Origin of the sequence: Lelliottia nimipressuralis (assembly GCF_004115925.1) — a bacterium.
Lineage (GTDB): Bacteria > Pseudomonadota > Gammaproteobacteria > Enterobacterales > Enterobacteriaceae > Enterobacter > Enterobacter nimipressuralis.
The window spans coordinates 53215-79741 of the sequence record NZ_SDDX01000001.1 but is presented as its reverse complement, the minus strand read 5'-3'; the positions used below and the strand labels follow the sequence as shown (position 1 = coordinate 79741).

Annotated in this window: 27 protein-coding genes; 13 read left to right on the top strand and 14 right to left on the bottom strand. The window is 56.6% G+C overall.

Annotated features, from left to right (window positions below):
* Positions 1–51: 51 nt before the first annotated feature.
* The 3 genes from ETG88_RS00365 (at position 52) to hcr (ending at position 3726) form a co-directional block, all read left to right on the top strand.
* Positions 52–951, top strand: a complete 900-nt coding sequence (locus ETG88_RS00365; RefSeq protein WP_102105158.1) for a LysO family transporter — start codon at positions 52–54, stop codon at positions 949–951.
* Positions 952–1094: 143 nt separating this feature from the next.
* Positions 1095–2747: a hydroxylamine reductase gene (gene hcp, locus ETG88_RS00360; protein WP_129034319.1), complete on the top strand. Its 1653-nt coding sequence runs from the start codon at positions 1095–1097 to the stop codon at positions 2745–2747.
* A 10-nt stretch (positions 2748–2757) separates the two neighbouring features.
* Positions 2758–3726: an NADH oxidoreductase gene (gene hcr / locus ETG88_RS00355; protein WP_129034318.1), complete on the top strand. Its 969-nt coding sequence runs from the start codon at positions 2758–2760 to the stop codon at positions 3724–3726.
* Positions 3727–3830: 104 nt separating this feature from the next.
* Here the strand turns inward: hcr and ETG88_RS00350 are convergent, their stop codons facing one another.
* Positions 3831–4265 (bottom strand): DoxX family protein, encoded by a 435-nt coding sequence (locus tag ETG88_RS00350; protein ID WP_129034317.1) that lies wholly within the window; start codon positions 4263–4265, stop codon positions 3831–3833.
* Positions 4266–4417: 152 nt separating this feature from the next.
* Between ETG88_RS00350 and poxB the strand changes: the two genes are divergently transcribed.
* The 4 genes from poxB to ETG88_RS00330 all read left to right on the top strand — a co-directional run bounded on the left by poxB (position 4418) and on the right by ETG88_RS00330 (position 9729).
* Positions 4418–6136, top strand: a complete 1719-nt coding sequence (gene poxB, locus ETG88_RS00345; RefSeq protein ID WP_129034316.1) for a ubiquinone-dependent pyruvate dehydrogenase — start codon at positions 4418–4420, stop codon at positions 6134–6136.
* Between the two features lie 38 nt (positions 6137–6174).
* Positions 6175–7176 carry a low-specificity L-threonine aldolase gene (gene ltaE / locus ETG88_RS00340; RefSeq protein WP_129034315.1) on the top strand — a complete coding sequence of 334 codons (1002 nt, stop codon included), beginning with the start codon at positions 6175–6177 and terminating at the stop codon, positions 7174–7176.
* Between the two features lie 10 nt (positions 7177–7186).
* Positions 7187–8623 carry an SDR family oxidoreductase gene (locus ETG88_RS00335; RefSeq protein WP_129034314.1) on the top strand — a complete coding sequence of 479 codons (1437 nt, stop codon included), beginning with the start codon at positions 7187–7189 and terminating at the stop codon, positions 8621–8623.
* 92 nt (positions 8624–8715) lie between these two features.
* The gene (locus ETG88_RS00330) at positions 8716–9729 is read left to right on the top strand and encodes a 3-beta-hydroxysteroid dehydrogenase (protein ID WP_100777033.1); all 1014 of its coding nucleotides are present in this window, start codon (positions 8716–8718) and stop codon (positions 9727–9729) included.
* Here the strand turns inward: ETG88_RS00330 and ETG88_RS00325 are convergent, their stop codons facing one another.
* Both ETG88_RS00325 and ETG88_RS00320 read right to left on the bottom strand, forming a co-directional pair.
* Positions 9730–10557: an N-acetylmuramoyl-L-alanine amidase gene (locus tag ETG88_RS00325; protein ID WP_129034313.1), complete on the bottom strand. Its 828-nt coding sequence runs from the start codon at positions 10555–10557 to the stop codon at positions 9730–9732.
* Positions 10554–10877, bottom strand: coding sequence for a heavy metal-binding domain-containing protein (locus ETG88_RS00320; protein WP_100777035.1), 324 nt, complete (start codon positions 10875–10877; stop codon positions 10554–10556). Before ETG88_RS00320 ends, ETG88_RS00325 begins: the two co-directional genes overlap by 4 nt.
* Positions 10878–11106: 229 nt before the next feature.
* On the opposite strand from ETG88_RS00320, the gene ETG88_RS00315 reads away from it, so the two are divergent.
* From ETG88_RS00315 to artJ, 6 genes are all read left to right on the top strand, one after another.
* Positions 11107–11625, top strand: coding sequence for a lipoprotein (locus ETG88_RS00315; protein ID WP_100777036.1), 519 nt, complete (start codon positions 11107–11109; stop codon positions 11623–11625).
* A gap of 217 nt (positions 11626–11842) precedes the next feature.
* A complete protein-coding gene (artP, locus tag ETG88_RS00310; RefSeq protein WP_100777037.1) occupies positions 11843–12571 on the top strand; it encodes an arginine ABC transporter ATP-binding protein ArtP in 729 nt (242 codons plus the stop codon).
* Between the two features lie 19 nt (positions 12572–12590).
* Entirely contained in the window at positions 12591–13322 is a 732-nt protein-coding gene (gene artI / locus ETG88_RS00305; protein ID WP_129034312.1) for an arginine ABC transporter substrate-binding protein ArtI, read from the top strand.
* Positions 13323–13328: 6 nt separating this feature from the next.
* Entirely contained in the window at positions 13329–14045 is a 717-nt protein-coding gene (gene artQ, locus ETG88_RS00300) for an arginine ABC transporter permease ArtQ (RefSeq protein WP_100777039.1), read from the top strand.
* Positions 14045–14713: an arginine ABC transporter permease ArtM gene (artM, locus tag ETG88_RS00295; RefSeq protein WP_100777040.1), complete on the top strand. Its 669-nt coding sequence runs from the start codon at positions 14045–14047 to the stop codon at positions 14711–14713. Before artQ ends, artM begins: the two co-directional genes overlap by 1 nt.
* A gap of 171 nt (positions 14714–14884) precedes the next feature.
* Positions 14885–15616 (top strand): arginine ABC transporter substrate-binding protein ArtJ, encoded by a 732-nt coding sequence (gene artJ, locus ETG88_RS00290; RefSeq protein ID WP_100777041.1) that lies wholly within the window; start codon positions 14885–14887, stop codon positions 15614–15616.
* A 46-nt stretch (positions 15617–15662) separates the two neighbouring features.
* On the opposite strand, the gene ETG88_RS00285 is transcribed toward artJ, so the two are convergent.
* The 11 genes from ETG88_RS00285 to nfsA all read right to left on the bottom strand — a co-directional run bounded on the left by ETG88_RS00285 (position 15663) and on the right by nfsA (position 26395).
* Positions 15663–17135: a sensor histidine kinase gene (locus ETG88_RS00285; RefSeq protein WP_129034311.1), complete on the bottom strand. Its 1473-nt coding sequence runs from the start codon at positions 17133–17135 to the stop codon at positions 15663–15665.
* Entirely contained in the window at positions 17119–17826 is a 708-nt protein-coding gene (locus tag ETG88_RS00280) for a response regulator transcription factor (protein WP_100777043.1), read from the bottom strand. Before ETG88_RS00280 ends, ETG88_RS00285 begins: the two co-directional genes overlap by 17 nt.
* Positions 17827–17953: 127 nt before the next feature.
* Complete coding sequence (gene rlmC / locus ETG88_RS00275; RefSeq protein WP_129034310.1) at positions 17954–19081, bottom strand: 23S rRNA (uracil(747)-C(5))-methyltransferase RlmC; 1128 nt, start codon at positions 19079–19081, stop codon at positions 17954–17956.
* 40 nt (positions 19082–19121) lie between these two features.
* Positions 19122–19619, bottom strand: coding sequence for a YbjO family protein (locus ETG88_RS00270; RefSeq protein WP_228483451.1), 498 nt, complete (start codon positions 19617–19619; stop codon positions 19122–19124).
* A 42-nt stretch (positions 19620–19661) separates the two neighbouring features.
* On the bottom strand, positions 19662–20507 hold the full coding sequence (gene potI / locus ETG88_RS00265) for a putrescine ABC transporter permease PotI (protein WP_100777046.1): 846 nt from the start codon (positions 20505–20507) through the stop codon (positions 19662–19664).
* Positions 20504–21457 (bottom strand): putrescine ABC transporter permease PotH, encoded by a 954-nt coding sequence (gene potH / locus ETG88_RS00260; protein ID WP_100777047.1) that lies wholly within the window; start codon positions 21455–21457, stop codon positions 20504–20506. The genes potI and potH overlap by 4 nt, the downstream gene beginning before the upstream one ends.
* Positions 21458–21466: 9 nt before the next feature.
* The gene (gene potG / locus ETG88_RS00255; RefSeq protein ID WP_100777048.1) at positions 21467–22600 is read right to left on the bottom strand and encodes a putrescine ABC transporter ATP-binding subunit PotG; all 1134 of its coding nucleotides are present in this window, start codon (positions 22598–22600) and stop codon (positions 21467–21469) included.
* A gap of 97 nt (positions 22601–22697) precedes the next feature.
* A complete protein-coding gene (gene potF, locus ETG88_RS00250) occupies positions 22698–23810 on the bottom strand; it encodes a spermidine/putrescine ABC transporter substrate-binding protein PotF (RefSeq protein ID WP_100777049.1) in 1113 nt (370 codons plus the stop codon).
* Between the two features lie 357 nt (positions 23811–24167).
* The gene (locus tag ETG88_RS00245) at positions 24168–24644 is read right to left on the bottom strand and encodes a YbjN domain-containing protein (RefSeq protein WP_100777050.1); all 477 of its coding nucleotides are present in this window, start codon (positions 24642–24644) and stop codon (positions 24168–24170) included.
* A 55-nt stretch (positions 24645–24699) separates the two neighbouring features.
* Complete coding sequence (gene rimK / locus ETG88_RS00240) at positions 24700–25602, bottom strand: 30S ribosomal protein S6--L-glutamate ligase (RefSeq protein ID WP_100777051.1); 903 nt, start codon at positions 25600–25602, stop codon at positions 24700–24702.
* Positions 25603–25672: 70 nt separating this feature from the next.
* Positions 25673–26395 (bottom strand): nitroreductase NfsA, encoded by a 723-nt coding sequence (nfsA, locus tag ETG88_RS00235; RefSeq protein WP_100777052.1) that lies wholly within the window; start codon positions 26393–26395, stop codon positions 25673–25675.
* Positions 26396–26527 lie beyond the last annotated feature (132 nt).

The following is a 26527-nucleotide window of genomic DNA, read 5'->3' as shown; positions in this document are numbered from 1 at the left end:
TTGGGTAGTGTCACTGGCGCTATTCAGACACACAAAAGGACCCGGCTGTTCATGTTTTCAGGACTCTTAATCATTCTGCTGCCGCTGGTAGTGGGCTATCTTATTCCCCTCCATCATGAGTCGGCATTAAAACTCATTAATCGCTTCCTCAGCTGGATTGTCTACGTCATCCTGTTTTTTATGGGAATAAGCCTCGCGTTCCTGGACAACTTGGCCGCTAATTTACTTTCTATTCTCCATTATTCTGTTGTTACTATTGTGGTGATTCTGCTGTGTAATATTGCGGCGCTATTTTGGCTTGAGCGCGCATTGCCATGGAAAAACCATCATCAACAGGAAAAATTACCCTCGCGAATTGCCATGGCGCTGGAGTCATTAAAACTGTGCGGCGTGGTAGTGCTCGGCTTTTTGCTTGGCCTGACCGGTTTAGCGTTTTTACAACACGCCACCGAAGCCAGCGAATATACCCTGATCTTCCTGTTATTCCTGATCGGTATTCAATTACGCAATAACGGCATGACGCTGAAACAGATTGTGCTCAATCGACGCGGAATGATTATCGCGGTGGTCGTGGTGGGCAGTTCGCTGATTGGCGGCGTGATTAACGCATTTATTCTCGACCTGCCGCTGAAAACCGGGCTGGCGATGGCCTCCGGTTTTGGCTGGTATTCGCTGTCAGGGATTTTAATGACCGAATCCTTTGGCCCGGTGATTGGCAGCGCGTCGTTCTTTAACGATCTGGGCCGCGAGCTGATCGCCATTATGCTCATTCCGGGGCTGGTGCGTAAAAGCCGCTCCACAGCGGTTGGCCTGTGCGGTGCGACGTCGATGGACTTTACCCTGCCCGTTCTGCAGCGTTCCGGCGGGCTGGAACTGGTTCCTGCCGCCATCGTCCATGGCTTTATTTTGAGCCTGCTGGTGCCGATTCTGATGGCGCTGTTCACCGCATAATACCTCTCTGGCGGTAGGCTTCTGCCGCCAAAATTGCGTTAAATCAATCTCCCTTTACTTTGTAGAAGAAAGACCTTTTCTCTGTCCGGTCACAGGCATAACCTTAAACATGTATCTAAAATATAACTTTAACAGGTGTGATTATGTTTTGTGTGCAATGTGAACAAACCATCCGTACCCCAGCTGGCAACGGCTGCTCCTACGCGCAGGGCATGTGCGGTAAAACCGCAGAAACGTCTGACCTGCAGGATCTGCTGATTGCAGCCCTGCAAGGCCTCTCCGCCTGGGCGGTAAAAGCGCGTGAATATGGCATTATCGACCACGACATCGACAACTTCGCGCCGCGCGCATTCTTCTCCACGCTGACTAACGTCAACTTCGACTCTCCTCGCATCGTGGGCTACGCGCGCGAAGCCATTGCCCTGCGTGAAGCGTTGAAAACACAAAGCCTGAGCGTGGACGCGAACGCCGCCGTCGATAACCCTATGGCTGGGCTGCAACTGGTGAGCGACGATCTGGGCGAACTGCAGCGTCAGGCGGCGGAATTCACCCCGAACAAAGACAAAGCGGCGATTGGCGAGAACATTCTCGGCCTGCGTCTGCTGTGCCTGTACGGCCTGAAAGGTGCGGCGGCCTATATGGAACACGCCCACGTTCTGGGTCAGTACGACAACGACATTTATGCCCAGTACCACAAAATCATGGCGTGGCTCGGCACCTGGCCTTCCGACATGAACGCCCTGCTGGAGTGTTCAATGGAAATCGGCCAGATGAACTTCAAAGTGATGAGCATTCTGGATGCGGGTGAAACCAGCACCTACGGCCATCCGACGCCGACTCAGGTCAACGTCAAAGCCACTGCCGGGAAATGCATTCTGATCTCCGGCCACGACCTGAAAGATCTCTACAACCTGCTGCAACAGACCGAAGGCACGGGTGTGAATGTCTACACCCACGGCGAAATGCTGCCTGCCCACGGCTACCCGGAACTGCGTAAATTTAAGCACCTTGTCGGCAACTACGGCAGCGGCTGGCAGAACCAGCAGGTGGAGTTCGCCCGCTTCCCTGGCCCTGTCGTCATGACCTCCAACTGCATCATCGATCCGACCGTTGGTGCTTATGATGACCGTATCTGGACGCGCAGCATCGTCGGCTGGCCGGGCGTAAGCCACCTCGAAGGCGATGATTTCACCCCCGTCATCACCCAGGCGCAGCAGATGGCAGGCTTCCCGTTCAGCGAAATTGAACACCTGATCACCGTCGGCTTCGGCCGCGAAACCCTGCTGGGGGCGGCGGATTCCCTGATCGACCTGGTGAGCAGCGAAAAACTGCGTCACATCTTCCTGGTCGGCGGCTGTGACGGCGCGCGCGGCGAACGTAACTACTTCACCGATTTCGCCACCAGCGTGCCGCAGGACTGCCTGATCCTGACCCTGGCGTGCGGGAAATACCGCTTCAACAAACTGGACTTCGGCGATATCGAAGGCCTGCCGCGTCTGATTGATGCCGGTCAGTGTAACGATGCCTATTCGGCGATCATTCTGGCGGTGACGCTGGCCGAGAAACTGGGCTGCGGCGTGAACGATCTGCCGCTGTCACTGGTGCTCTCCTGGTTCGAACAAAAAGCGATCGTGATCCTGCTGACGCTGCTGTCGCTGGGCGTCACCAATATCGTGACCGGCCCGACGGCACCGGGCTTCCTGACCCCGGATCTGCTGGCGGTGCTGAACGAAAAATTTGGTCTGCGTTCCGTGACCACCGTAGAAGAAGACATGCAGCAACTGCTGAGCGCGTAAGGAGTTTTTCATGACGATGCCAACCTCACAATGCCCGTGGCGGATGCAGGTTCATCACATCCATCAGGAGACGCCGGATGTGTGGACGCTGTCGCTGTTGTGCCATGATTTTTACCCCTATCGCGCCGGACAGTATGCGCTGGTGAGTGTACGCAATTCTGCGGACACACTGCGCGCCTACACCCTGTCCTCGACGCCGGGCGTCAGTGAGTACATCACGCTCACCGTGCGTCGGATCGATGACGGTGCAGGTTCACAGTGGCTGACGAACGAAGTGAAGCGCGGGGATTATCTCTGGCTCTCCGACGCCCTGGGGGATTTCGTCTGCGACGATAAAGCTGACGATAAATTCCTGATGCTGGCGGCGGGCTGCGGCGTGACGCCGGTGATGTCGATGCGTCGCTGGCTGGCGAAGAACCGCCCGCAGGCTGACGTACAGGTGATTTTCAGCGTCCGTTCACCCGAGGATGTCATTTTCGCCGACGAGTGGCGCAATTATCCGGTCACCCTGGTCGCAGAGAATAACGCGACTCACGGATTTGTCGCGGGCCGTCTGAGCCGCGAACTGCTGCAAAGCGTGCCAGATATCGCCTCGCGCACCGTGATGACCTGCGGCCCAGCGCCGTATATGGAAATCGTGGAGAACGAGGTGAAAGCGCTCGGCGTGACCCGCTTCTTTAAGGAGCAGTTCTTCACGCCAGTGGCCGAAGCCGCCACCAGCGGGGTGAAATTCACTAAACTGCAGCCTGCGCAGGCCTTCTTCGGCCGCGTCGGTACCACGCTGCTGGAAGCGCTGGAGAGCAATAATGTTCCGGTCGTTGCGGCCTGTCGCGCGGGCGTGTGCGGGTGCTGTAAAACGAAAGTGGTTTCTGGCGACTACACCGTGAGCAGTACGATGACGCTGACGGATGCGGAAATTGCCGAGGGTTACGTGCTGGCCTGTTCTTGTCATCCGCAAGGTGATTTGGTTCTGGCATAAACTGTGCACCATATACTGTGCACACTATGCCGGGCAGCTTTGCGGTTGCCCGGCCGACCCTCTTCAGGCCCGGTAGATATCAGGCTACCGGGCTTTTTTTATTCTCAACGCCAGGCCGGATCGCGCGCCAGTGAATAACGCCCTGCCCCCATAAAGGCCACGGCCAGTGCGCCAATGAAGAAATAGACCAGACTTTCAATCGCCCATGCGCCTACCGCATCCAGCGCAAAGGTTTTGCCGGTGCCGACCATCAGCCAGGCAACGATCATCGTAAACGCCAGCACCAGCGCCGCCGGACGGGTCAGGATCCCCAGCACAATCAGAACCGGTGCCACCACTTCACCAATCAAAACGCCATAAGCGATAAATCCCGGCAGCCCTTTTTCCACCAGCATGCCGCTGATAAACCCCACGCCGCCAAACAGCTTGTGTAAACCGTGAAACAGCATCAACCCGCCGACCGCCAGACGTAATAACAATTTGCCAAAATCTTCATGCGTTAGCGTTCTATTAACAGCAATTAACAATGATTTAACCATCTGAAATGATTCCTGTTTTCACCCTGTAGGCCATCAGAATATGACGAAAGGTTGTACAAAGAAATTCACTATTAATCAGGGGGATTAAACGGGCATAACGCCCAGTTTCTTCTAAGCTTGTAAGCGTTATCACAAAACGGAGATGGACAACCATGAAACAGACCGTAGCGGCCTACGTAGCAAAAACCCTGGAACAAGCTGGCGTCAAACGCATCTGGGGCGTCACCGGCGATTCTCTCAACGGCTTAAGCGACAGCCTCAACCGAATGGGCACCATTGACTGGATGCCGACGCGCCACGAAGAGGTGGCGGCCTTTGCCGCAGGCGCGGAAGCGCAGCTGACGGGCGAGCTGGCGGTATGCGCGGGTTCGTGCGGGCCGGGCAACCTGCATCTGATTAACGGTCTTTTCGACTGTCACCGTAATCACGTCCCGGTACTGGCGATTGCGGCGCATATTCCGTCGAGCGAAATTGGCAGCGGCTATTTTCAGGAGACGCATCCCCAGGAGCTGTTCCGTGAATGTAGCCACTACTGCGAGCTGGTTTCCACACCGGAGCAGATCCCGCAGGTCATGGCGATCGCCATGCGCAAGGCGATCCTCAACCGCGGCGTGTCGGTGGTGGTTCTGCCGGGCGACGTCGCGCTCAAAGCCGCGCCCGAAGGGGCCAGCACCCACTGGTATCAAGCCCCGCAGCCGGTGGTAACGCCTGCGGAAGAGGAGCTGAAAAAGCTGGCGCAGCTGCTGCGCTACTCCAGCAATATCGCGCTGCTGTGCGGCAGCGGCTGTGCGGGCGCGCATAAAGAGTTAGTCGAATTTGCCGGGAAAATAAAAGCCCCCATCGTTCACGCGCTGCGCGGCAAAGAGCATGTGGAATACGATAACCCGTACGATGTCGGTATGACCGGCCTGATTGGTTTCTCGTCCGGGTTCCACACCATGATGAACGCCGACACCCTGGTGCTGCTCGGCACCCAGTTCCCGTACCGGGCGTTCTATCCGAGCGACGCAAAAATCATTCAGATCGACATCAATCCCGGCAGCATTGGCGCGCACAGTAAGGTTGATATGGCGCTGGTGGGCGATATCAAAGCCACGCTTGCCGCCCTGCTGCCGCATCTGGAAGAGAAAACCGACCGGAAGTTCCTCGACAAAGCCCTGACCGACTACCGTGACGCGCGCAAAGGGCTGGACGATCTCGCCAAACCGAGCGACAAAGCCATTCACCCGCAGTACCTTGCGCAGCAGATCAGCCATTTCGCCAGCGACGACGCCATCTTTACCTGCGACGTGGGCACCCCCACCGTCTGGGCGGCGCGCTATCTGAAAATGAACGGGAAACGCCGGCTGATCGGTTCTTTCAACCACGGCTCGATGGCAAACGCAATGCCGCAGGCGCTGGGGGCACAAGCCACTGCACCGGAGCGTCAGGTGGTGGCCATGTGTGGCGACGGCGGGTTCAGCATGCTGATGGGCGATTTCCTCTCCGTCGTGCAGATGAAACTCCCGGTTAAAATCGTGGTGTTCAACAACAGCGTGTTAGGTTTTGTGGCGATGGAGATGAAAGCCGGGGGCTATCTGACGGACGGCACCGAATTGCATGACACCAATTTCGCGAAGATCGCCGAAGCCTGCGGGATTCCCGGTATTCGCGTGGAAAAAGCCGCGGACGTGGATGAAGCCCTGCAGCGCGCCTTCTCCATCGACGGCCCGGTGCTGGTGGATGTGGTCGTTGCCAAAGAGGAGCTGGCGATCCCGCCGCAGATCAAACTGGAGCAGGCGAAAGGCTTTAGCCTGTATATGTTGCGCGCCATTATCAGCGGGCGCGGCGACGAAGTGATCGAACTGGCAAAAACCAACTGGCTCAGGTAAAACATCTCACATCACCTTTAAAACTATAGGGATGTGAAATGATAGACCTGCGCAGTGATACCGTAACCCGTCCGAGCCGCGCCATGCTCGAAGAGATGATGGCCGCCCCGGTCGGGGATGACGTTTACGGTGACGATCCCACCGTAAACGAACTTCAGCGCTACGCCGCCGAATTAAGCGGTAAAGAGGCGGCGCTGTTCCTGCCAACCGGCACCCAGGCGAACCTGGTGGCGCTGCTGAGCCACTGCGAACGCGGCGAAGAGTATATCGTCGGCCAGGGTGCCCATAACTACCTGTATGAAGCCGGTGGCGCTGCGGTGCTCGGCAGTATTCAGCCGCAGCCCATTGATGCCGCGCCCGATGGCTCCCTGCCGTTAGACAAAGTCGCCGCCAAAATCAAAGCCGACGATATTCACTTTGCCCGCACCAAACTCCTGAGTCTGGAAAATACCCACAACGGCAAAGTGCTGCCGCGCGAGTATCTGAAGGCCGCATGGGAGTTTACTCGCAAGCGCAAATTGGGTCTGCACGTCGACGGCGCGCGTATTTTTAACGCCGTCGTCGAGTATGGCTGCGAGCTGAAAGAGATCGCCCAGTATTGCGATTCGTTCACCATTTGCCTCTCCAAAGGGCTGGGGACGCCGGTCGGCTCACTGCTGGTCGGCAATGCGGACTATATCAAGCGCGCCAACCGCTGGCGTAAAATGACCGGCGGCGGCATGCGTCAGGCCGGAATTCTGGCGGCAGCGGGGCTGTACGCGCTTAAACATAACGTTGCCCGTCTGCAAGACGATCACGATAACGCGGCATGGATGGCGGCGCAGCTGCGCGAGATCGGCGCGGATGTGATGCGTCACGACACCAATATGCTGTTTGTTCGCGTTGGCGAAGAGAACGCGGCGGCGCTGGGTGAGTATATGAAAGCGCACGGCGTGCTGATGAACGCCTCGCCGGTTGTGCGTCTGGTGATGCATCTCGACGTGAGCCGCGAGCAGCTGGCGGAAGTGGTAAAACACTGGCAGGCCTTTTTACAGCGTTAAGGAGCACAACGTGCCGCAACGTATTCTGGTGCTCGGTGCCAGCGGTTATATCGGTCAGCATCTGACGACGGCGCTCAGCCAGCACGGACATCAGGTGCTGGCGGCGGCACGTAATGTGGAACGGCTGCAAAAACTCGCGCTGCCCAACGTCACCTGTCACACGGTGGATCTTAACTGGCCAAAAGAGCTACCGACGCTGCTGGAAGGCGTCGATACGCTCTATTATCTGGTACACAGCATGGGCGAAGGCGGTGACTTTATCGCCCATGAGCGTCAGGTGGCGCTGAACGTACGTGACGCGCTGCTGCAAACGCCGGTAAAGCAGATTATTTTTCTCAGTTCCTTACAGGCTCCTGAACACGAGCAATCGGACCACCTGCGCGCCAGGCAGCTGACGGGGGAAATGCTCCGTAGTGCGGGGATCCCACTGACGGAACTGCGGGCGGGCATTATTGTCGGGGCGGGTTCTGCCGCCTTCGAAGTGATGCGCGATATGGTCTATAACCTGCCGGTGCTCACGCCGCCACGCTGGGTGCGCTCACGCACCACGCCGATTGCGCTGGAAAACCTGCTGCACTATCTGGTCGAACTGCTGAATCATCCGACGGAAAGCCATCGCGTGCTGGAAGCCGCCGGGCCAGAGGTGCTGAGCTATCAGGAGCAGTTCGAACACTTTATGACCGTCAGCGGCCGTCGTCGCTGGCTGGTGCCCGTCCCCTTCCCGACCCGCTGGATTTCGGTGTGGTTTTTGAATGTCATCACCTCCGTTCCACCCACAACCGCCAAAGCGCTGATTCAGGGGCTGAAGCACGATCTGCTGGCCGACGACCGCGAGCTGCGGGCGCTGATTCCACAAAATCTGATCCGCTTTGACGATGCGGTACGCCACACCCTCAAAGAAGAAGAGGAGCTGATGAACTCCAGCGACTGGGGTTATGACGCTCAGGCCTTTGCCCGCTGGCGGCCAGAATACGGCTATTACCCGAAACAGGCCGGTTGCACGGTGAAAACAACCGCCAGCCTGGCGGCGCTGTGGGAGGTGATCAACCAGATCGGCGGCAAAGAGCGCTATTTCTTTGGCAATATTCTCTGGGAAACGCGCGGGATGATGGATCTGCTGGTCGGGCATAAACTGGCAAAAGGCCGCCCTGCGCACCCATACTTGCAGACGGGCGACAGCGTGGACAGCTGGAAGGTGATCATCGTTGAGCCGGAAAAACAGCTGGCGCTATTGTTTGGTATGAAAGCGCCGGGTCTGGGCCGACTCTGCTTTACCCTAAAAGACAAAGGCGATCACCGGGAGCTGGACGTTCGCGCCTGGTGGCATCCGCACGGAATGCCAGGGTTGTTTTACTGGCTGTTCATGATCCCGGCGCACCTGTTTATCTTCCGGGGGATGGCAAAGCGTATTGCGCATCTTGCAGAAGGAATCACGGAAAAAGTCTGATTTAAACTCTGATTCTTTCACCTTTCCCATTGCATCGTGACGTAATTCACGGAAGAATGCGCACGAAATTCTTTTCAACACAGTGGATAGATATGAAGGTACTGGTTACCGGCGCCACCAGCGGCTTAGGCCGAAATGCGGTCGAGTTTTTGCGTCAGAAAGGCATCAGCGTCAGAGCCACCGGTCGCAACGAAGCGATGGGTAAACTCCTGCAAAAAATGGGCGCGGAATTCATCCACGCCGATCTGACAGAGCTGGTGTCTTCGCAGGCCAAAGTCATGCTCGCCGGAATCGATACACTGTGGCACTGCTCCAGCTTTACCTCTCCCTGGGGAACGCAGCAGGCGTTCGACCTGGCTAACGTTCGCGCCACTCGCCGCCTCGGTGAATGGGCCGTCGCCTGGGGCGTACGCAACTTTGTGCATATCTCCTCCCCGTCGCTCTATTTTGATTATCACCACCATCGCGATATTCAGGAAGATTTCCGCCCGGCGCGTTTCGCCTGTGAGTTTGCGCGCAGCAAAGCGGCCAGCGAAGAGGTGATCGATCTGCTGGCGCAGTCAAACCCGCACACCCGTTTCACCGTTCTGCGTCCACAGAGCCTGTTTGGGCCGCACGACAAAGTGTTTATCCCGCGTCTGGCGCAGATGATGCACCACTACGGCAGCGTGCTGCTGCCGCGCGGCGGCGATGCGCTGGTGGATATGACCTACTACGAGAACGCGATCCACGCCATGTGGCTGGCCAGTCAGTCCGAGTGCGATCATCTGGTGTCCGGCCGCGCCTACAACATCACCAACGGCGAGCCGCAGACGCTGCGTAGCATCGTCCAGCGCCTGATCGATGAGCTGAACATTCACTGCCGCATTCGTTCTGTGCCCTACCCGATGCTGGACATGATCGCCCGCAGCATGGAGCGCTTTGGCAATAAATCGGCGAAAGAGCCGGCGCTGACCCACTACGGCGTGTCAAAGCTGAACTTCGATTTTACGCTGGATACCACGCGCGCTGAAACCGAGCTGGGTTATCAGCCCATCGTCACGCTGGATGAAGGGATCGTGCGCACAGCAGCCTGGCTGCGCGACCACGGCAAACTGCACCGGTAATTATCCCTGGCCGTATTTCTCTAACAACGCGCTGGCAATCGCCAGCGTTTCTGCATCGGCAATGCCGTTCCACAGCTGGGGACGGTAGTGCATCTGGAAGACCATAATCACCCGTTTTTGCTGCGCCTCGGTGCTGTTCTCCGGCACGTCATAGCCGTAGCGCGCCAGCAGGTCGAGCAACGCTGCCGTCTCTACGCGCTCATACTTCGACTTTCCGTTGAGATAAAACGTCACGCGGGCGGGATCGGGCCAGGCACCAATGCCCTGCTGTGCCAGCTGCTGCCAGGGAAACAGCGGGCCGGGATCGTCTTTACGCTGCGGGGCAATATCCGAATGGGCCACCACGTTTTCCGGTTTGATGTCGTAGCGGGCAATAATGTCTTTGGCGAGGGGAATAAGCGCCGCGATTTGCGCCGGTTCAAACGGGGTGAAGATTTTCTCGCCGTTCGACTTTTGCCAGCCACGGTTTTCCAGCTCAATACCAATCGAGGTATCGTTGATGCGGTTCGTTCCGCGCCAGAAACTGATCCCCGCGTGCCAGGCTAAATCCTTCTCCGGCACCAGCTGCCAGATGCGCGGTTTGCCGGACGGCTCAGGCGGTCTGGCCGGAATCAGATAGTGGGAGCTGACGTTTTTGTCCGTGAGCGTCGCAAGTGAGCTGTCAAAATCATCGGCGGTATAATGAATGACCAGCACTTTGATCCGCGGATACGCCGCCTGCGCCTGATGCCGCGTGTCCAGCTCGTAGGCCCCTTTATCGATAATCCCTTTCTCTGCGCAGCCTGACAGCAACACCGCCAGCAGGAGCGTGGACCACAAACGTTTCATCGGCGCGTTTTCACCGCCGTACCGCTGACGCTCACCATCAGCATGCTGGCGTCTTTGCCGACCGTTTCGTAGTCGATATCAATGCCCACAACGGCATCCGCGCCCAGGGATTTGGCCTGCTCGCCCAGCTCTTTAAACGCGATTTCCCGCGCTTTCCGCAGCTCTTTCTCATAGGCACCCGAACGCCCACCGACGATATCGCGGATCCCGGCAAAAAAGTCGCGGAAGATGTTCGCGCCAAGGATGGCTTCACCGGTGACAACGCCGCAATACTCGACAATCGGCTGTCCTTCCAGAGTCGGGGTGGTGGAAAATTGCATGTTTATCTCCTTCAATACTCAAAATAGTCACGTAGTCACAAGGCAGCACGTGAGAGAATCCCCCGTAGCTGACGTGAGTCAGTGAACGGGTGAACGAACGCGTTAAATGCATCGGCATGCGGAAGTATGACGATTATTTAACGTTCAATGCGTTAGCGGATTAACTCAGCCGCATTATCGGTTCGTTACGCTATTATTGAAAGGATAGTTAATCATTAAGGAAATCAACATGCGCTATTCTGCTTTGACGCTTTTAGTGCCGTGCGCGCTGCTGCTCAGCGCCTGCACCACCACGGTGACACCGGCTTTTAAGGATATCGGGACACGCAGCGGTCCGTGCATTGACGGCGGCCCGGATGCCGTGGCTCAACAGTTCTATGATTACCGCATTTCGCATCGCAGCAGCGATCTCACCGCTCTGCGCCCGTACCTGAGTGACAACCTGGCGAAACTGCTTAACGATGCCTCGCGCGATCCGCAGCACAACGCGCTGCTGAAATCCGATCCGTTCTCCAGCCGCACCACGCTGCCTGACCGCGCAGACGTCTCCAGCGCCTCTACCATCCCGAACACCGATGCGCGCAACATCCCGCTGCGAGTCAAACTGACGCAAGGCAGCCAGACCTGGCAGGATGAAGTGCTGATGATCCGTGAGGGCCAGTGCTGGGCCATCGACGACGTGCGCTACATCGGCGGCAGCGTCCACGCCCCTGCCGGTACGCTTCGCCAGTCGATAGAGAATCGTTAGTTCAAAAAAGTTTCCCCCGTAAAATGTGCGGCATTTCGAGAGGAATGCCGACATTTATTCTCACCCCCTATGCCCTTCGCTATTTTGTGCTATGTTTAAACGTGAATACGGTTTATATTTAACTTTTAACGCATAAATATTGCATAACTATTCTGTCAACGGTACTATCTGCGGCCTCAATTGCTATAGATTGCCTGGATGAGTAAAGACTGCCCCGATGAGTATTCAACTAAACGGCATTAACTGCTTCTACGGCGCACACCAGGCGCTGTTCGACATCACGCTGAACTGCCCAGAGGGCGAAACGCTGGTTTTGCTCGGCCCAAGCGGTGCGGGCAAAAGCTCACTGCTGCGCGTCCTCAATCTGCTTGAAATGCCACGTTCCGGCACGCTCGCGATTGCCGGAAATCATTTCGATTTCGCCAAAGCCCCTTCTGATAAAGCGATCCGCGATCTGCGTCAGAACGTCGGCATGGTGTTTCAGCAATACAATCTCTGGCCGCACCTCACCGTGCAGCAAAACCTGATTGAAGCGCCCTGCCGCGTGCTGGGTTTAAGCAAAGATCAGGCCCTCGCCCGCGCTGAAAAGCTGCTCGAACGTCTGCGCTTAAAACCTTACAGCGATCGCTATCCGCTGCACCTGTCCGGTGGACAGCAACAGCGTGTCGCCATTGCCCGTGCGCTGATGATGGAGCCGCAGGTACTGCTGTTCGATGAGCCTACCGCCGCGCTGGACCCGGAAATTACCGCCCAGATCGTCAGCATCATCCGCGAGCTGGCCGAAACCAATATCACACAGGTGATTGTGACCCATGAAGTGGAAGTGGCGCGCAAAACCGCCAGCCGCGTGGTGTACATGGAAAACGGTCATATTGTTGAACAAGGTGATGCGAGCTGCTTTACCGCCCCGCAAACCGACGCCTTTAAAAACTATTTATCTCACTGATGTGTTAGGGAAAATGACAATGAAAAAAGTACTGATTGCCGCGCTGCTTGCCAGCGTCAGCCTTTCCGCTACCGCAGCACAGACGATTCGTTTTGCCATGGAAGCGTCTTACCCTCCGTTTGAATCCATGGATGCCAGCAATAAGATCGTGGGCTTCGATGTGGATCTGGCGAACGCGCTGTGTAAAGAGATCGACGCCACCTGCACCTTTACCAACCAGGCGTTCGACAGCCTGATCCCAAGCCTGAAGTTCCGTCGTTTCGACGCGGTGATTTCCGGAATGGACATCACGCCAGAACGTGAAAAACAGGTGCTGTTCACTCAGCCGTACTATGAAAACTCGGCCCTGTTCGTCGGTCAGAAAGGCAAAATTGCGGATATCGCCGCGCTGAAAGGCAAAAAAGTCGGTATGCAGAACGGCTCTACGCACCAGAAATTCATCACCGATAAGCACCCGGAAATCACCGTTGTGCCTTACGACAGCTACATGAACGCCAAGCTGGATATGCAGAATGGTCGTATTGATGCCGTATTCGGTGACACTGCCGTGGTCACCGAGTGGCTGAAAGCCGATCCGAAACTGGCCGCTATCGGTGACAAAGTGACGGACAAAGATTACTTCGGTACCGGTCTGGGCATCGCTGTTCGTCAGGGCAACACTCACCTGCAGCAGAAGCTCAATACTGCGCTGGATAAAGTGAAAAAAGACGGCACGTACGAAACCATCTATTCCAAATGGTTCCAGAAGTAAGATCTGATGAACGAAATTTTTCCTTTAGCAAGTGCCGCCGGGATGACCGTCGGCCTTGCCGTTTGCGCACTCATTATCGGCCTTGTGCTGGCGATGTTCTTTGCGGTGTGGGAGTCAGCCAAATGGCGCCCGGTCGCATGGGCGGGCTCAGCGCTGGTGACGGTTCTGCGCGGGCTGCCGGAAATCCTGGTGGTTCTGTTTATCTATTTCGGCTCCTCACAGCTGCTGCTAACGCTGTCGGACGGCTTTACCCTTAACCTCGGCTTTGCGCAGATCCCGGTGCAGATGCAGATTGAAAACTTTGACGTCAGCCCGTTCCTGTGCGGCGTGATTGCCCTTTCTCTGCTCTACTCCGCCTATGCGTCCCAGACGCTGCGCGGCGCGCTGAAAGCGGTGCCCGTGGGTCAGTGGGAATCCGGCCAGGCGCTGGGCTTATCGAAAGCCGCCATTTTCTTCCGCCTGGTGATGCCGCAGATGTGGCGGCATGCCCTGCCGGGTTTGGGCAACCAGTGGCTGGTGCTGTTGAAAGACACCGCGCTGGTGAGCCTGATTAGTGTGAACGATTTAATGCTGCAAACTAAAAGCATCGCCACCCGCACCCAGGAGCCTTTCACCTGGTATATCGTTGCGGCGGCTATCTACCTGGTGATCACGTTGCTGAGCCAATACGTTCTCAAACGTATTGATCTGCGCGCAACGCGTTTTGAACGGAGACCAGGCTGATGCTTGAGTATTTACCTGAGCTGATGAAAGGGCTGCACACCAGCCTGACGCTGACCGTGGCATCTATCGTGGTGGCGCTGATTCTGGCCCTCTTTTTCACCATCGTTCTGACGCTGAAAACGCCGGTGCTGGTGTGGGTGGTTCGCGCCTATATCACACTGTTTACCGGTACGCCGCTGCTGGTGCAGATCTTCCTGATTTACTACGGACCGGGCCAGTTCCCGTCGCTGCAGAACTACCCTGTTATCTGGCATCTGCTGTCTGAACCCTGGCTGTGCGCGCTGATTGCGCTCTCCCTGAACAGCGCGGCGTATACCACTCAACTGTTTTATGGTGCGATTCGCGCCATTCCGGAAGGCCAGTGGCAGTCCTGCGGGGCGCTGGGCATGAGCAAGAAAGACACGCTGGCGATCCTGCTGCCATATGCGTTCAAACGCGCGCTCTCTTCCTACTCCAACGAAGTGGTGCTGGTGTTTAAAAGTACCTCTCTGGCTTACACCATTACGCTGATGGAAGTCATGGGCCACGGCCAGCTATTGTACGGACGCACCTATGATGTGATGGTCTTTGGCGCAGCCGGTCTGGTTTACCTGGTGGTGAACGGCCTGCTGACCCTGCTGATGCGTCTTATCGAGAACAAAGCGCTGGCCTTTGAGCGTCGAAACTAACTGCATAATCACTGCATCACGAAAACGGGTAAGTCTAACGACTGCCCGTTTTTTTATTTCAAAAAAAAATACTTAATCATAAATATTGCATACAAATTCATTAACTGGCATTGTACATCCATGCCGCAGACACGGCGCATAATGACAAGATTGACAGACGGGAGCATTCAAATGAAAAAGTTAGTTCTGGCTGCATTACTGGCAACATTCGCCGCAGGCGCATCGGCTGCAGATAAAATCAATTTCGGCGTTTCAGCGACCTATCCGCCGTTCGAATCGCTGGATGCCAGCAACCAGATCGTGGGTTTTGATATCGACCTCGCCAAAGCGCTGTGCAAACAGATGCAGGCCGACTGCACATTCACTAACCACGCGTTCGACAGCCTGATCCCGTCTCTGAAATTCAAAAAATATGACGCGGTGATTTCCGGTATGGACATCACGCCAGAGCGTAGCAAGCAGGTCTCCTTTACCGACCCGTACTACGCCAACTCCGCTGTGGTGATTGCGAAGAAAGGGGCTTACACCTCTTTTGATCAGCTGAAAGGCAAACGCATCGGGATGGAAAACGGCACCACGCACCAGAAATACCTGCAGGATAAGCATCCGGAAGTGAAAACCGTGGCCTATGACAGCTACCAGAACGCGATCATCGACCTGAAAAATGGCCGTATTGACGGGGTCTTTGGCGATACGGCGGTGGTGAACGAGTGGCTGAAAACCAATCCACAGCTGGGTACCGCGACCGAGAAAGTGACCGATCCGCAGTATTTCGGCACCGGTCTGGGTATCGCTGTACGACCGGATAACAAAGCCCTGCTGGAAAAACTGAACGGCGCGCTGAAAGCGATTAAAACTGACGGGACTTACCAGAAAATTAGCGACCAGTGGTTCCCGCAGTAATTTTAAAATGATATTGCCGGGTGGCGGTTGCGCCGCCCGGTTTTTCTTAAAGCGGCACAAAAAAGCGGAATGTCGCCCCCGGTTCAGAATCCAGCAGACTGATCCCGCCCCCATGTAGCTCCAGCATCTTTTTCACGATTAACAGCCCTAACCCACCGCGATTCTCCCGCGACGCCTGTTGGCTTAACGCCGAGGGACGCTGGAACAATTCTTCGCGCAACGACGCCTCAATGCCCGGCCCGCTGTCGGTCACTTCTACCTGCAGCTGTTCGTTCTCCTGCCACACGGAGAGCCGGATATCGCCGCCCGACGGTGTATGACGCACGGCGTTATCCAGCAGATTCGTCACTACCCGCTCGATCATCGACACATCGGCAAACACCAGCGGCAGCGGCCCCGGCACGTCGATATGCAGCCGAAGCTGGCGCGTCTGGGCGGTCAGTTCGAATTTTTGTGCCACGTCAGAGATCAGTTCCGCCATCGCAAAACGCTCGCGCTGCGGCTTGATGCCGCCGTGCTCCAGCCGGGCCAGCTCAAACAGCTGCTGCGAGAGATGACGCACTTTTTGCCCCTGTCTGAGGGCCGTCGCCAGATACTGCTGATGCTGCGCGGCGCTCAGGGTGGCGGATTTCAGCGACAGGGTTTCCAGATAGCCCAGCAATGACGTCAGCGGCGTGCGTAAATCGTGAGAGATATTGGCGATAAATTCCCGGCGCTGCCGGTCGCTGTCGGCCAGCCGGTCCCACTGCGCGGTGATCTGGCGCGCCAGCTCGATAAACGTATTACGCAGTTGCGTCACTTCATCCGCCGAGCCTGGCACCGGCGTTTGCGCTGCCAGCTGTTTAATGGCGCTGATACTGTCCTGCTCCAGTCCGGACACTTCCGCCGTCACCCTTTTTACCGGCCGCGTGACCCAGTACCAGACCAGTCCTCCCGCCAGCAGGGCAAAGCCCGCCACCAGCAGCAGAGACCACATTACCGTGCTCCAGAGCGTCTTGTGCCACGCCATATCCGCCAGAGCGTTAAACTCCTCGCCCTGCAGGATAATATACAGATAGCCGCGCAGCTCCCCGTCCTGGCGCAGCGGCGTTACGCTAAACACTTTCTGTTTATCCAGGCTGCGCGGATCGTCACCGTACACCGGCCAGCTGGTGCCACTAAGAGAGGTTTGCAGCGGCGCGATGGCGATTTTTTGCCGCTTAATATGGCCCGGCGGTGCGGCGTCGGCCAGCAGATCGCCATCGGGTGAGATCACGTACAGTTCAACGCTGGGATTAAAGGTCATCAGCCGATCAAACAGCGGTTTCAGGCGGCTGCGATCAACGCCCCCTTCGGCGTCCAGCACCGGCTCGCGCTGAAGGATCTGCTGCGCCAGACTGCTGGAAAGACGCTGCACCATGGCGTTACCGTACTGTTTGCTGGCGTAGAGCTGCACCACACAGGCCACGGTGGCACAGAGGATCAGCAGCAGGATAAACAGCAGCGTCAGCCGCTGACTGAGGCTAAGACGTCGCATCATGGTTCAGTTCCGCAAATTTGTACCCTTTGCCCCAGACGGTGCGAATAATTTCCGGCTCGGCGGCATCTTTTTCGATTTTGATCCGCAGGCGGTTAATGTGGGTGTTAACGGTGTGCTCGTAGCCTTCGTGCTGATAACCCCAGACCTGTTCCAGCAGCGCGAGCCGCGAAAAGACCTCGCCGGGGTGACGGGCAAAAAACCAGAGCAACTCGAATTCGCGTGGCGTGAGATCCACCTCTTTGCCGTGCAGACGCACGCTGCGGGCGAGCGGATCGAGCGTTAGCCCGTGCGCGACAATCGTGCCGCTGGTCTGCGCCTGCCCCATCGCCTGCTGGCGGCGAAACAGGGCTTTGATACGGGCGATCAGCTCCTGGACGGAGAAGGGTTTGGCCAGGTAATCGTCGGCGCCGGTTTCAAGCCCGGTGATGCGGTCGGTTTCACTGCTGCGGGCGCTGATGATGATAATCGGCAGATAGCGGGTAAGCTGGCGGATGCGGCGGCAGATCTCCAGGCCGTCCACGTTCGGGAGCATCAGATCGAGGATCACCGCGTCCCAGTGGGTGCGGTCGAGCAACTGCAATGCCCGCGCGCCGTCCGCTTCGTGCGTGATCGCATAGCCTTCGTCTTCGAGGTTTAATCGCAGCAGTGACGCGATATCGCTGTCGTCTTCCACCAGCAGGATGTGCTTCATCGGTAAGCCTTACTTCATCGTGAATAGTTCAAGCTTACCTGATTTTAGGGCGTGGAAGAGTTCACATTTTGTTGAAGATTGTGCGGGAGGGGGTCGGGCGGCGCTGCGCTGACCCGACTTATCTTTTTTATCTGCGAGTCAGCAGCGTCAACACTTCATAGTGCGCCGTATGCGGGAACATATCGAAAAGCTGTACCCGCTCGACACGATAGCCCGACAGCATCGCGATATCTTTGGCCATGGTCTGCGCGTTGCAGCTGGAGTAGATAAGGGATTTTGGCGCCATCTGGCTCAGGTATTCGCAGAGAGCTTTACCGATGCCGCGACGCGGAGGGTTCACCAGCACCAGGTCCGGGACGCTGCCCTGCCCCGTGGCAAACTGCGTGGAGTCCAGCGCCTGGAAATGGAGATCCGTTAAGCCCAGCTCGGCGGCAGACTGCTTCGCGCAGGCAATCGCCTCGGCGGAGATCTCGATCCCGGTCAATTTCATGTTCGGCGTCGCACAGTGCAGGCCAAACCCGCCAACCCCGCAGAAGAGATCCCACATGTGATCGATATTTAACGCCTGCACCCAGTCACGCGCCGTGGCGTACAGTCGGCTGGCAACCACCGGGTTGGTCTGGAAGAAACTGTGTGGGCGGATCCACAACGGCACGCCGTTGAAATTCTCAGCCAGCGCCTGCTGTTCAGTGAAGAAGATCTCTTTCTCCCCTTCCATGATCGCCATATGCACCGGCTGAATGTTCGCGGTAATCAGCTTCAGCTGCGGCAGCTGCTGTTGCAGCCAGGGGAGCGCTGCGCGCAGTTGTTCAAGCTTGGTTTCAGAGCGCAGCACGAAGCGCAGCATCATCCCACCGTCGAGCTGGCTTTCCGTCAGCAGGAGATATTTCAGCTCACCGCGCTGGCGGGCGACGTTGTAAGGCGTCAAACCGGCGCGGGCGATAAAGGGTTTCAGCGCGGCAAACACCGGCTCAAAGGAGGCGGGATAGAGCGGACATTCCGTGAGATCTTCCGGCGTACCGTCGCGATGCAGCATGCCGAGCAGCGGCCTTTCGACGCTACCGCTGACCACCATTTTGGCTTTATTGCGAAAGCCCTGCTCCGGTCCACTGACGGGCGCGCACCACTCCGCGACCGGATGTTCAGCAAGCAGCTGCTGGAGATCGGCCATTTTGGCGGTAAGTTGCTGGGAAACCGGCTGTTCTATCCACTGACAGGAGCGGCAGCGACCGGCGTCATAAAGTGCGCACTGCATAGGAAAACCTCATTGTTCGCGAGGGCAGCGATTATACACATTATTGCAGGCGGAAGAACCGTCGGCTGGATGCCGGGACAAACAGCAGGAACAGTACCAACAGATCAGGCAATTTCTGCATCACCAGTGAACGGAAAATTTCCCGTTTCGACTCCCCGGCAATACTGAACAGCTCAGGGTAGCCGTATCCAATCGAGGCGGCCCACAAATACCCCGTGGCGATCACCTGAGTCAGCAAGTAGACCCAGCGCGCCCAGTTACGCCCTTTCGCCAGGGAAAAGGCACAGTAAATCTCGACGAACACCAGCACCAGGCTTGCGAAAAAGACCAGCGTCAGATTCCATGTCTGCACGCTGCGATGGATAAACTCGACCACGCCCCGCACGCCGAGCATGTTAAACACCATCAGCAAATCCAGGCAGCGAATCAGAATAATGGCGAGCGCAGCTACCTGCACCAGTGCAGGTACATTGAGGCGCGCATGCGAATGTCGTGATTTGGTAAACAGTCCCAATGTTTTTACTTCCCTGAAAAACAGTGCCGCGACAGGCGCGGCACTTCATTGAGAATTTTAAATGCTTCAGCCGCGTCTTGCACGCTGGATATCACGCACACGCTGTTTTTCCGCCCGCGCCATCAGATACCAGGCGATAAAACCGACAATACCCACCACACCGAGGATGATCGACGCCAGGGCGTTGATCTCCGGGTTAACGCCCATTCGCACGCTGGAGAAGACCAGCATCGGCAGCGTGGTCGCCCCAGGCCCGGAGACGAAGCTGGCGATCACCAGATCGTCCAGAGACAGGGTAAACGCCAGCAGCCAGCCGGAAATCACCGCAGGCATGATCATCGGAAGCGTAATGATGAAGAAGACCTTCAGCGGCGTTGCGCCGAGATCCATCGCCGCCTCTTCGATGGAGTGATCCAGTTCGCGCAGGCGGGACGAAATCACCACAGCCACATAGGCGGTACAGAAAGTTACATGCGCCAGCCAGATCGTCAGCATGCCGCGATCTGCCGGCCAGCCGATGGCGTGCGCCAGCGCGACAAACAGCAGCAGCAGCGACAGACCGGTAATCACATCAGGCATGACCAGCGGCGCGGTGATCATAAAGGCAAAGCCGTTCGAGCCACGGAAGCGACCAAAACGCACCATCACCATCGCTGCAATCGTGCCGAGAATCGACGCCATGGTCGCCGCACAGGCGGCGATGGTCAGACTCAGCCCCACCGCGCTCATCATCGCGTCGTCGCGGAACAGTTCCCCGTACCAGCGCGTCGACCAGCCCGCCCAGACTGTCACCAGTTTGGAGCTGTTAAATGAGTAGATGACCAGCATCAGCATCGGCGCGTAGAGGAAGGTAAAGCCTAGCACCAGAATCACAATTCGCCACGGGGAGCGCACCACCGGTAAGTTGTTCATCCGTGATCTCCCATCTGTTTTTGCTGATGTTTGTGGAACCACATGATCGGCACGATCAGCAGAAGCAACATCACAATCGCCACCGCTGATGCCACCGGCCAGTCGCGGTTATTGAAGAACTCCTGCCACAGCACGCGGCCAATCATGATGCTGTCCGGGCCGCCCAGCAGTTCCGGGATCACGAACTCGCCCACCGCCGGAATAAAGACCAGCATAGACCCCGCAATAATCCCGCCTTTGGTCAGCGGCACAATCACCTGGAAGAAGGTTTTCAGCGGACGCGCGCCGAGATCCAGCGAAGCTTCCACCAGTGAGTAGTCAATCCGCGTCAGCGCCGTGTAAATCGGCAGCACCATAAACGGCAGATAGGCGTACACAATCCCGATATAGACCGCCAGATTGGTGTGCAAAATCGTCAGCGGCTGATCGATAACGCCGAGCCACATCAGGACATTATTCAGCACCCCGTTGTTTTTCAGAATGCCCATCCAGGCATACACGCGGATCAGGAACGATGTCCACGACGGCAAAATCACCAGCAGCAGCAGAATGTTCCGCGTCGAGGGTTTGCTGTGCGCCACCGCCCAGGCGAGCGGATAGCCCATCGCCAGACAGCAGATCGTCGAGATCGCCGCCACCTGCAGCGACTGCAGATAAGCTTCAAAATAGAGCGGATCGTCTGTGAGCTGAAGAAAATTCCCGAGATTAAGGGTGATCGACAGCTGGCCGTCGGCCCACTCCATCAGATTGGTGTACGGCGGGATCGCGCGCGCCATCTCCGCGAGGCTGATTTTAAAGACGATCAAAAACGGCAGCAGGAACAGCAGGATCAGCCATACGTACGGCATGGCAATCACCAGCTTACGACCATGCGCCATCTGCATGCGCGTCAGCCACTGCGCGAAACCGCCCGATTTTTGCACGCGGGCCGGTGGTTCAAGTGTATTCATGGCCACTCCTTATACCGTCAGCACAACGCAGCTGTCCGCATCCCAGCACAGGCGAACTTCGTCGCCCCAGGTCGGCAGCCCCTTACGGTAGCGGTGTTCATTCTGCAACTGGGCGCTGATCATCTGCCCGCTTTTGAGGCGCACGTGATAGATCGAGAGATCGCCCAGATAGGCAATATGGACCACTTCGCCGACGGCAAAGTTATAGCCATCCGCAGGCGGCTCTTCACAGAGCATGATTTTTTCCGGGCGCAGCGCCACGTAGACCGGGACGTTGTCGACAATCGACGCGTCCGGATCGACTTTGAGCGGATGCACCAGCCCCGGCGAGTCAATCACCAGGCCGTCCTCCTGACGATCCTTCAGCAGCCCTTCGAAGACGTTGACCGAGCCAATAAACTCGGCGCTGTAGCGGGTGGTCGGATGCTCATAAATCTCTTCCGGCTCGCCGATTTGCACGAACTTGCCGCGATTCATGATCGCGATGCGTCCGGCCATGGTCATCGCCTCTTCCTGATCGTGGGTGACCATCACGCAGGTCGCGCCGACGCGCTCAAGGATATCCACCACTTCGAGCTGCATGCGGTCGCGCAGTTTTTTATCGAGCGCCCCCATCGGTTCGTCGAGGAGCAACAGTTTCGGGCGTTTTGCCAGACTTCTCGCCAGCGCCACGCGCTGACGCTGGCCGCCGGAAAGCTGATGCGGCTTACGTTTCGCAAACTCCTGCATGTGCACCAGGCTCAGCATTTCCGCCACGCGCGCGGCGATTTCCGCTTTCGGCAGCTTGTCCTGCTTGAGGCCAAAGGCAATGTTCTGCTCCACCGTCATGTGGGGAAACAGCGCGTAGGACTGGAACATCATATTGATCGGGCGTTCATAAGGTGGAACGCGGGAGAGATCGACACCATCCAGCATAATTTGTCCGGACGTCGGTTGTTCAAATCCGGCCAGCATGCGCAGCAGCGTGGATTTCCCGCAGCCTGATGCGCCAAGCAGCGCAAAAATTTCGCCTTTATAAATCGTCAGACTGACGTCATCCACGGCGTGCTGGCCGTCGAACGATTTGGTCAGATTACGGACTTCGAGGAGCGGAGTCAGCGCTTTACGGGTTTTCGCCTGCGGGCGGGGGATGGTTTCATTCACGGGGTGCTCTCCGGCAGAAATCTAAAATAGTGCAAACGCACCCGAACGGTGCGTTTTGCCGGGCAGCGCAACGCGTGCCCGGCCTGCATAACCGCTGTTATTTACCGCTTTTCACCTTCGTCCACGCGCGGGTACGCACGCGGTCGATTTTCGGATCCTGCACTTTCAGAGTGAACATTTTGGCGCGCACGTCAGCCGGTGGGTAAATCCCCGGATTATCACGCACTTCCGCGCTCACCAGCGGTGTCGCTTCTTTGTTGGCGTTGGCGTAGAAGACGTGGTCAGAGATATGCGCAATCACGTCCGGACGCAGCAGATAGTTAAGGAACTGATAGGCTTCGTCTTTGTTTTTCGCATCCGCAGGCATCGCGAAGACGTCGAAGAAGGCCATCGCCCCCTCTTTAGGAATCGAATAGGAGATGTTCACGCCGTTTTTGGCTTCTTTCGCGCGATTCGCCGCCTGCCAGACGTCACCCGCCCAGCCAATCGCCACGCAGATGTCACCGTTGGCGAGATCGTTAATGTACTGGGAGGAGTGGAAGTAACGAATGTTTGGACGCAGCTTCAGCAGCAGATCCGTCGCCGGGCCGGTGTAATCATCGGCTTTGGTACTGTTCGGATCTTTGCCGAGGTAGTTCAGCACGGTGGCGAACACCTCTTCAGGCGCATCAAGGAAGGAGACGCCGCAGCTTTTCAGTTTTTCGAGGTTTTCTGGTTTCAGCACCAGATCCCAGCTGTTCACCGGCGCATCCGCACCCAGCGCTTTTTTCACTTTGTCGACGTTATAGCCAATGCCGGTGGTCGCCCACATGTACGGCATGGCGAATTTGTTTTCCGGGTCATGTTTGGCGATAAGCTTCAGCAGCTCAGGATCGAGGTTTTTCCAGTTCGGCAGTTTGCTTTTGTCCAGCGGCTGGAACACGCCCGCGGTGAGCTGACGCTCAAGGAAGCTGGCTGACGGCACGACCAGGTCGAAGCCGGTGCTACCTGCCATCAGTTTGCCTTCCAGCACTTCGTTAGAGTCGAAGACGTCGTAAACCACTTTAATCCCGGTCTCTTTTTCGAAATTCGCAACCGTGTCCGGCGCGATATAATCAGACCAGTTATAGACATGCAGCGTTTTTTGTTCCGCAGCGAGCGTGCCGGCAGAGACAGCCATCAGAGCACCCGCAACCAGACCCGATAACCATTTTTTATTCAAGGCGATCATATCGTTATTCCTTATGAAAGCTCGTTAACTGTTGTTAACAAACGAACTACAACCATGCAATTGGTGATATGCAAGAATCATGCATACTTTGTCGCTCTGCCTGACGCAAAAGAAAAATTCTTTTGGCAGTTTTTGCTCGCTTTTTTAAGCTCCGCAAGAATAACTGTAGCCCGTGCCCCAGGCTATAGCCCAGATTAAAAAACGCCTTTTATCAATTTTTTATGCAGGATCTGTCTATGTGATAAGCCGAAATGGCCTGCGGTGAGGTGAATAATTCTTTAAAGAAAGGTTACAGCCAGAGGAAAATTTTGTGATGCGCAGCCGCCATGGCAGCGACTGCGTGCAGGTCGGAAAGGCTTAGTGCAGGAACGATTCGCGTGAATCGTTATTCTCCATTTCCTCTTCCGTGGTAAAGAGTAAATGGTGCGCGCTGGCTTCCAGCATGACCATGGAAATCTGCTCTTCGCTCTGGCGCATAAACCAGGCAAACTGCTTAAACGACACCCCTGCCCCAGCGAATAAAGACTGGCAAACCACCAGCTTTGGCAGATTATCGTCCTGTATGTCGAGAAATGCTTTCACCGTCAAAGAACCGGCATTAATAGCCGACAAATCAGACGCCAACGCCAGTAATGCCGAGGGCTTGACCTCCGCCAGCGCCGAGAAAAGCACAACGTCGTTAATCAGATCGATTTTGGCATCAAACACGCCGTCGAAATTTTGCATATGTGGCAGGTGCAACGCCTGACAGGAATCACACTCAAAATAGGTGATGCCTGCATCGTCGAGCCATTGACGTAACGTATCCAGTGTTGGAACGACCTGTAAATCCATAGCAGTGCAGCCTCTTAGATAAAAACTTCGCTTAGATTACGCAAAAAATGCAGCCCTAACCACCCGTTTTCAGGCAAAAGCCCGGCGTGGCGTGGCGTTCGATCCAGGAGATCATTTTACCGGCGATATCTATTCCGGTGGTTTTTTCGATGCCTTCAAGGCCGGGTGATGCATTGACTTCCATCACCAGCGGCCCGCGATGGGCGCGCAGAATATCGACGCCTGCAATATCCAGCCCCAGGGTTTGCGCCGCTTTGATGGCAATCTCGCGTTCGCGATCGCTGATGTCAGCGATACGCGCCACGCCGCCCCGGTGAAGATTCGAGCGAAAATCACCGTCTTTCGCCTGACGTTCAATGGCAGCCACCACTTCGTCGCCGACCACCAGGCAACGAATGTCGCGCCCTTTCGCCTCTTCAATATATTCCTGCACCAGAATGTGAGCATTGAGACCACGAAAGGCGTCGATCACGCTCTCGGCAGCCTGCCGCGTTTCTGCGAGCACCACGCCGATACCCTGTGTGCCTTCCACCAGTTTCACCACCAGCGGCGCGCCGCCGACCATGTCGATCAGATCGCTGGTGTCGTCCGGCGAATGGGCAATGCCGGTGACAGGCAGATCGATCCCCTGACGGGCGAGCAGTTGCAGGGAGCGGAGCTTGTCACGCGCGCGGGTAATGGCGACGGATTCATTCAGCGGATAGCTGCCGAGCATTTCAAACTGGCGCAGCGCGGCGGTGCCGTAGAAGGTAATTTGCGAGCCGATGCGGGGGATCACCGCATCGAAGTGCGGCAGATGGCGGCCTTTGTAATGTATCGAGGACGCCGCCGGGCTGATGTTCATATAGCACGACAGCGGATCGAGGATCTCAACCAGATGGCCACGCTTATTAGCTGCCTCAAGCAGACGTTTACACGAATAGAGCGTTCCATCCCGGGACAAAATGGCAATTTTCACCCTGCACCTCTCTAAAGACTCGATAAAAGCCTGCGTATCATACACGCAGGCTGGCACAGGATGAATGGACTTAACGCACAGCCCAGCCCTGTTTATGCAAATAGTCGAGAATAAACGGACGGTTTTCTTTAATGATGGTGCGACGGATGTGATCGCTCCAGGTATCGCGGCGATTATTGCTTCCGCGCGACAGATAGTAGCTGGCGAGCTCTTCGTCATACTGGGCGAGAACCTGCGCATCCACCGGCTGGTAGTGATTTTCGTGCACAAGCATCGCCGCTGGCATACGCGGCTTGAGATCCGGGTTATCTGCCGGCCAGCCGAGGCACAGGCCAAACAGCGGTAAAACATGTTTTGGCAACGCCAGCAGTTCGGTCACGTCGTTGATATTGTTACGCAGGCCGCCGATGTACACGCCGCCTAAACCCAGGGATTCCGCCGCCGTCAGCGCATTTTGCGCCATCATCGCCGTGTCCACGACGCCAAGCAGCAGTTGTTCCGCCAGGCCCAGTTGGGCATCCGGGCAGATTTGCAGATGGCGGTTGAAGTCGGCACAAAACACCCAAAACTCGGCGGCCTGCGCCACGTGCGGTTGACCGCCGGTGAGTGTCACCAGCTTTTCACGCATTGCGGGGTCGGTGATGCGGATAATCGACGTGCACTGCAAAAAGCTGGAGCTGGAGGTTGCTCTCGCGCTGTCCACAATCGCCTCGCGCTCGGCGTCGCTGATTGGCCGATCGGTAAAATGGCGGATGGAACGGTGGGCGCGAATGGTATCAATAGTCGGCGTCATTGGGTCTCACTTTTGTCTGTCTGAACGCGGTTTGACAGCCAGTATAGGCAAAGAAAAGTGTGATGTAATTGGCAAAACATAGTCTGTAAGTATTAAAGCGACAGGTAAAACCTGCTTTCCATGAGCAAGGGT

Coding starts and splice junctions, on each gene's coding strand:
- ETG88_RS00365 (WP_102105158.1), top strand. CDS start 52: ATGTTTTCAGGACTCTTAATCATTCTGCTGCCGCTGGTAGTGGGCTAT.
- hcp (WP_129034319.1), top strand. CDS start 1,095: ATGTTTTGTGTGCAATGTGAACAAACCATCCGTACCCCAGCTGGCAAC.
- hcr (WP_129034318.1), top strand. CDS start 2,758: ATGACGATGCCAACCTCACAATGCCCGTGGCGGATGCAGGTTCATCAC.
- ETG88_RS00350 (WP_129034317.1), bottom strand. CDS start 4,265: ATGGTTAAATCATTGTTAATTGCTGTTAATAGAACGCTAACGCATGAA.
- poxB (WP_129034316.1), top strand. CDS start 4,418: ATGAAACAGACCGTAGCGGCCTACGTAGCAAAAACCCTGGAACAAGCT.
- ltaE (WP_129034315.1), top strand. CDS start 6,175: ATGATAGACCTGCGCAGTGATACCGTAACCCGTCCGAGCCGCGCCATG.
- ETG88_RS00330 (WP_100777033.1), top strand. CDS start 8,716: ATGAAGGTACTGGTTACCGGCGCCACCAGCGGCTTAGGCCGAAATGCG.
- ETG88_RS00325 (WP_129034313.1), bottom strand. CDS start 10,557: ATGAAACGTTTGTGGTCCACGCTCCTGCTGGCGGTGTTGCTGTCAGGC.
- ETG88_RS00320 (WP_100777035.1), bottom strand. CDS start 10,877: ATGCAATTTTCCACCACCCCGACTCTGGAAGGACAGCCGATTGTCGAG.
- ETG88_RS00315 (WP_100777036.1), top strand. CDS start 11,107: ATGCGCTATTCTGCTTTGACGCTTTTAGTGCCGTGCGCGCTGCTGCTC.
- artP (WP_100777037.1), top strand. CDS start 11,843: ATGAGTATTCAACTAAACGGCATTAACTGCTTCTACGGCGCACACCAG.
- artI (WP_129034312.1), top strand. CDS start 12,591: ATGAAAAAAGTACTGATTGCCGCGCTGCTTGCCAGCGTCAGCCTTTCC.
- artQ (WP_100777039.1), top strand. CDS start 13,329: ATGAACGAAATTTTTCCTTTAGCAAGTGCCGCCGGGATGACCGTCGGC.
- artM (WP_100777040.1), top strand. CDS start 14,045: ATGCTTGAGTATTTACCTGAGCTGATGAAAGGGCTGCACACCAGCCTG.
- artJ (WP_100777041.1), top strand. CDS start 14,885: ATGAAAAAGTTAGTTCTGGCTGCATTACTGGCAACATTCGCCGCAGGC.
- ETG88_RS00285 (WP_129034311.1), bottom strand. CDS start 17,135: ATGATGCGACGTCTTAGCCTCAGTCAGCGGCTGACGCTGCTGTTTATC.
- ETG88_RS00280 (WP_100777043.1), bottom strand. CDS start 17,826: ATGAAGCACATCCTGCTGGTGGAAGACGACAGCGATATCGCGTCACTG.
- rlmC (WP_129034310.1), bottom strand. CDS start 19,081: ATGCAGTGCGCACTTTATGACGCCGGTCGCTGCCGCTCCTGTCAGTGG.
- potI (WP_100777046.1), bottom strand. CDS start 20,507: ATGAACAACTTACCGGTGGTGCGCTCCCCGTGGCGAATTGTGATTCTG.
- potH (WP_100777047.1), bottom strand. CDS start 21,457: ATGAATACACTTGAACCACCGGCCCGCGTGCAAAAATCGGGCGGTTTC.
- potF (WP_100777049.1), bottom strand. CDS start 23,810: ATGATCGCCTTGAATAAAAAATGGTTATCGGGTCTGGTTGCGGGTGCT.
- ETG88_RS00245 (WP_100777050.1), bottom strand. CDS start 24,644: ATGGATTTACAGGTCGTTCCAACACTGGATACGTTACGTCAATGGCTC.
- nfsA (WP_100777052.1), bottom strand. CDS start 26,395: ATGACGCCGACTATTGATACCATTCGCGCCCACCGTTCCATCCGCCAT.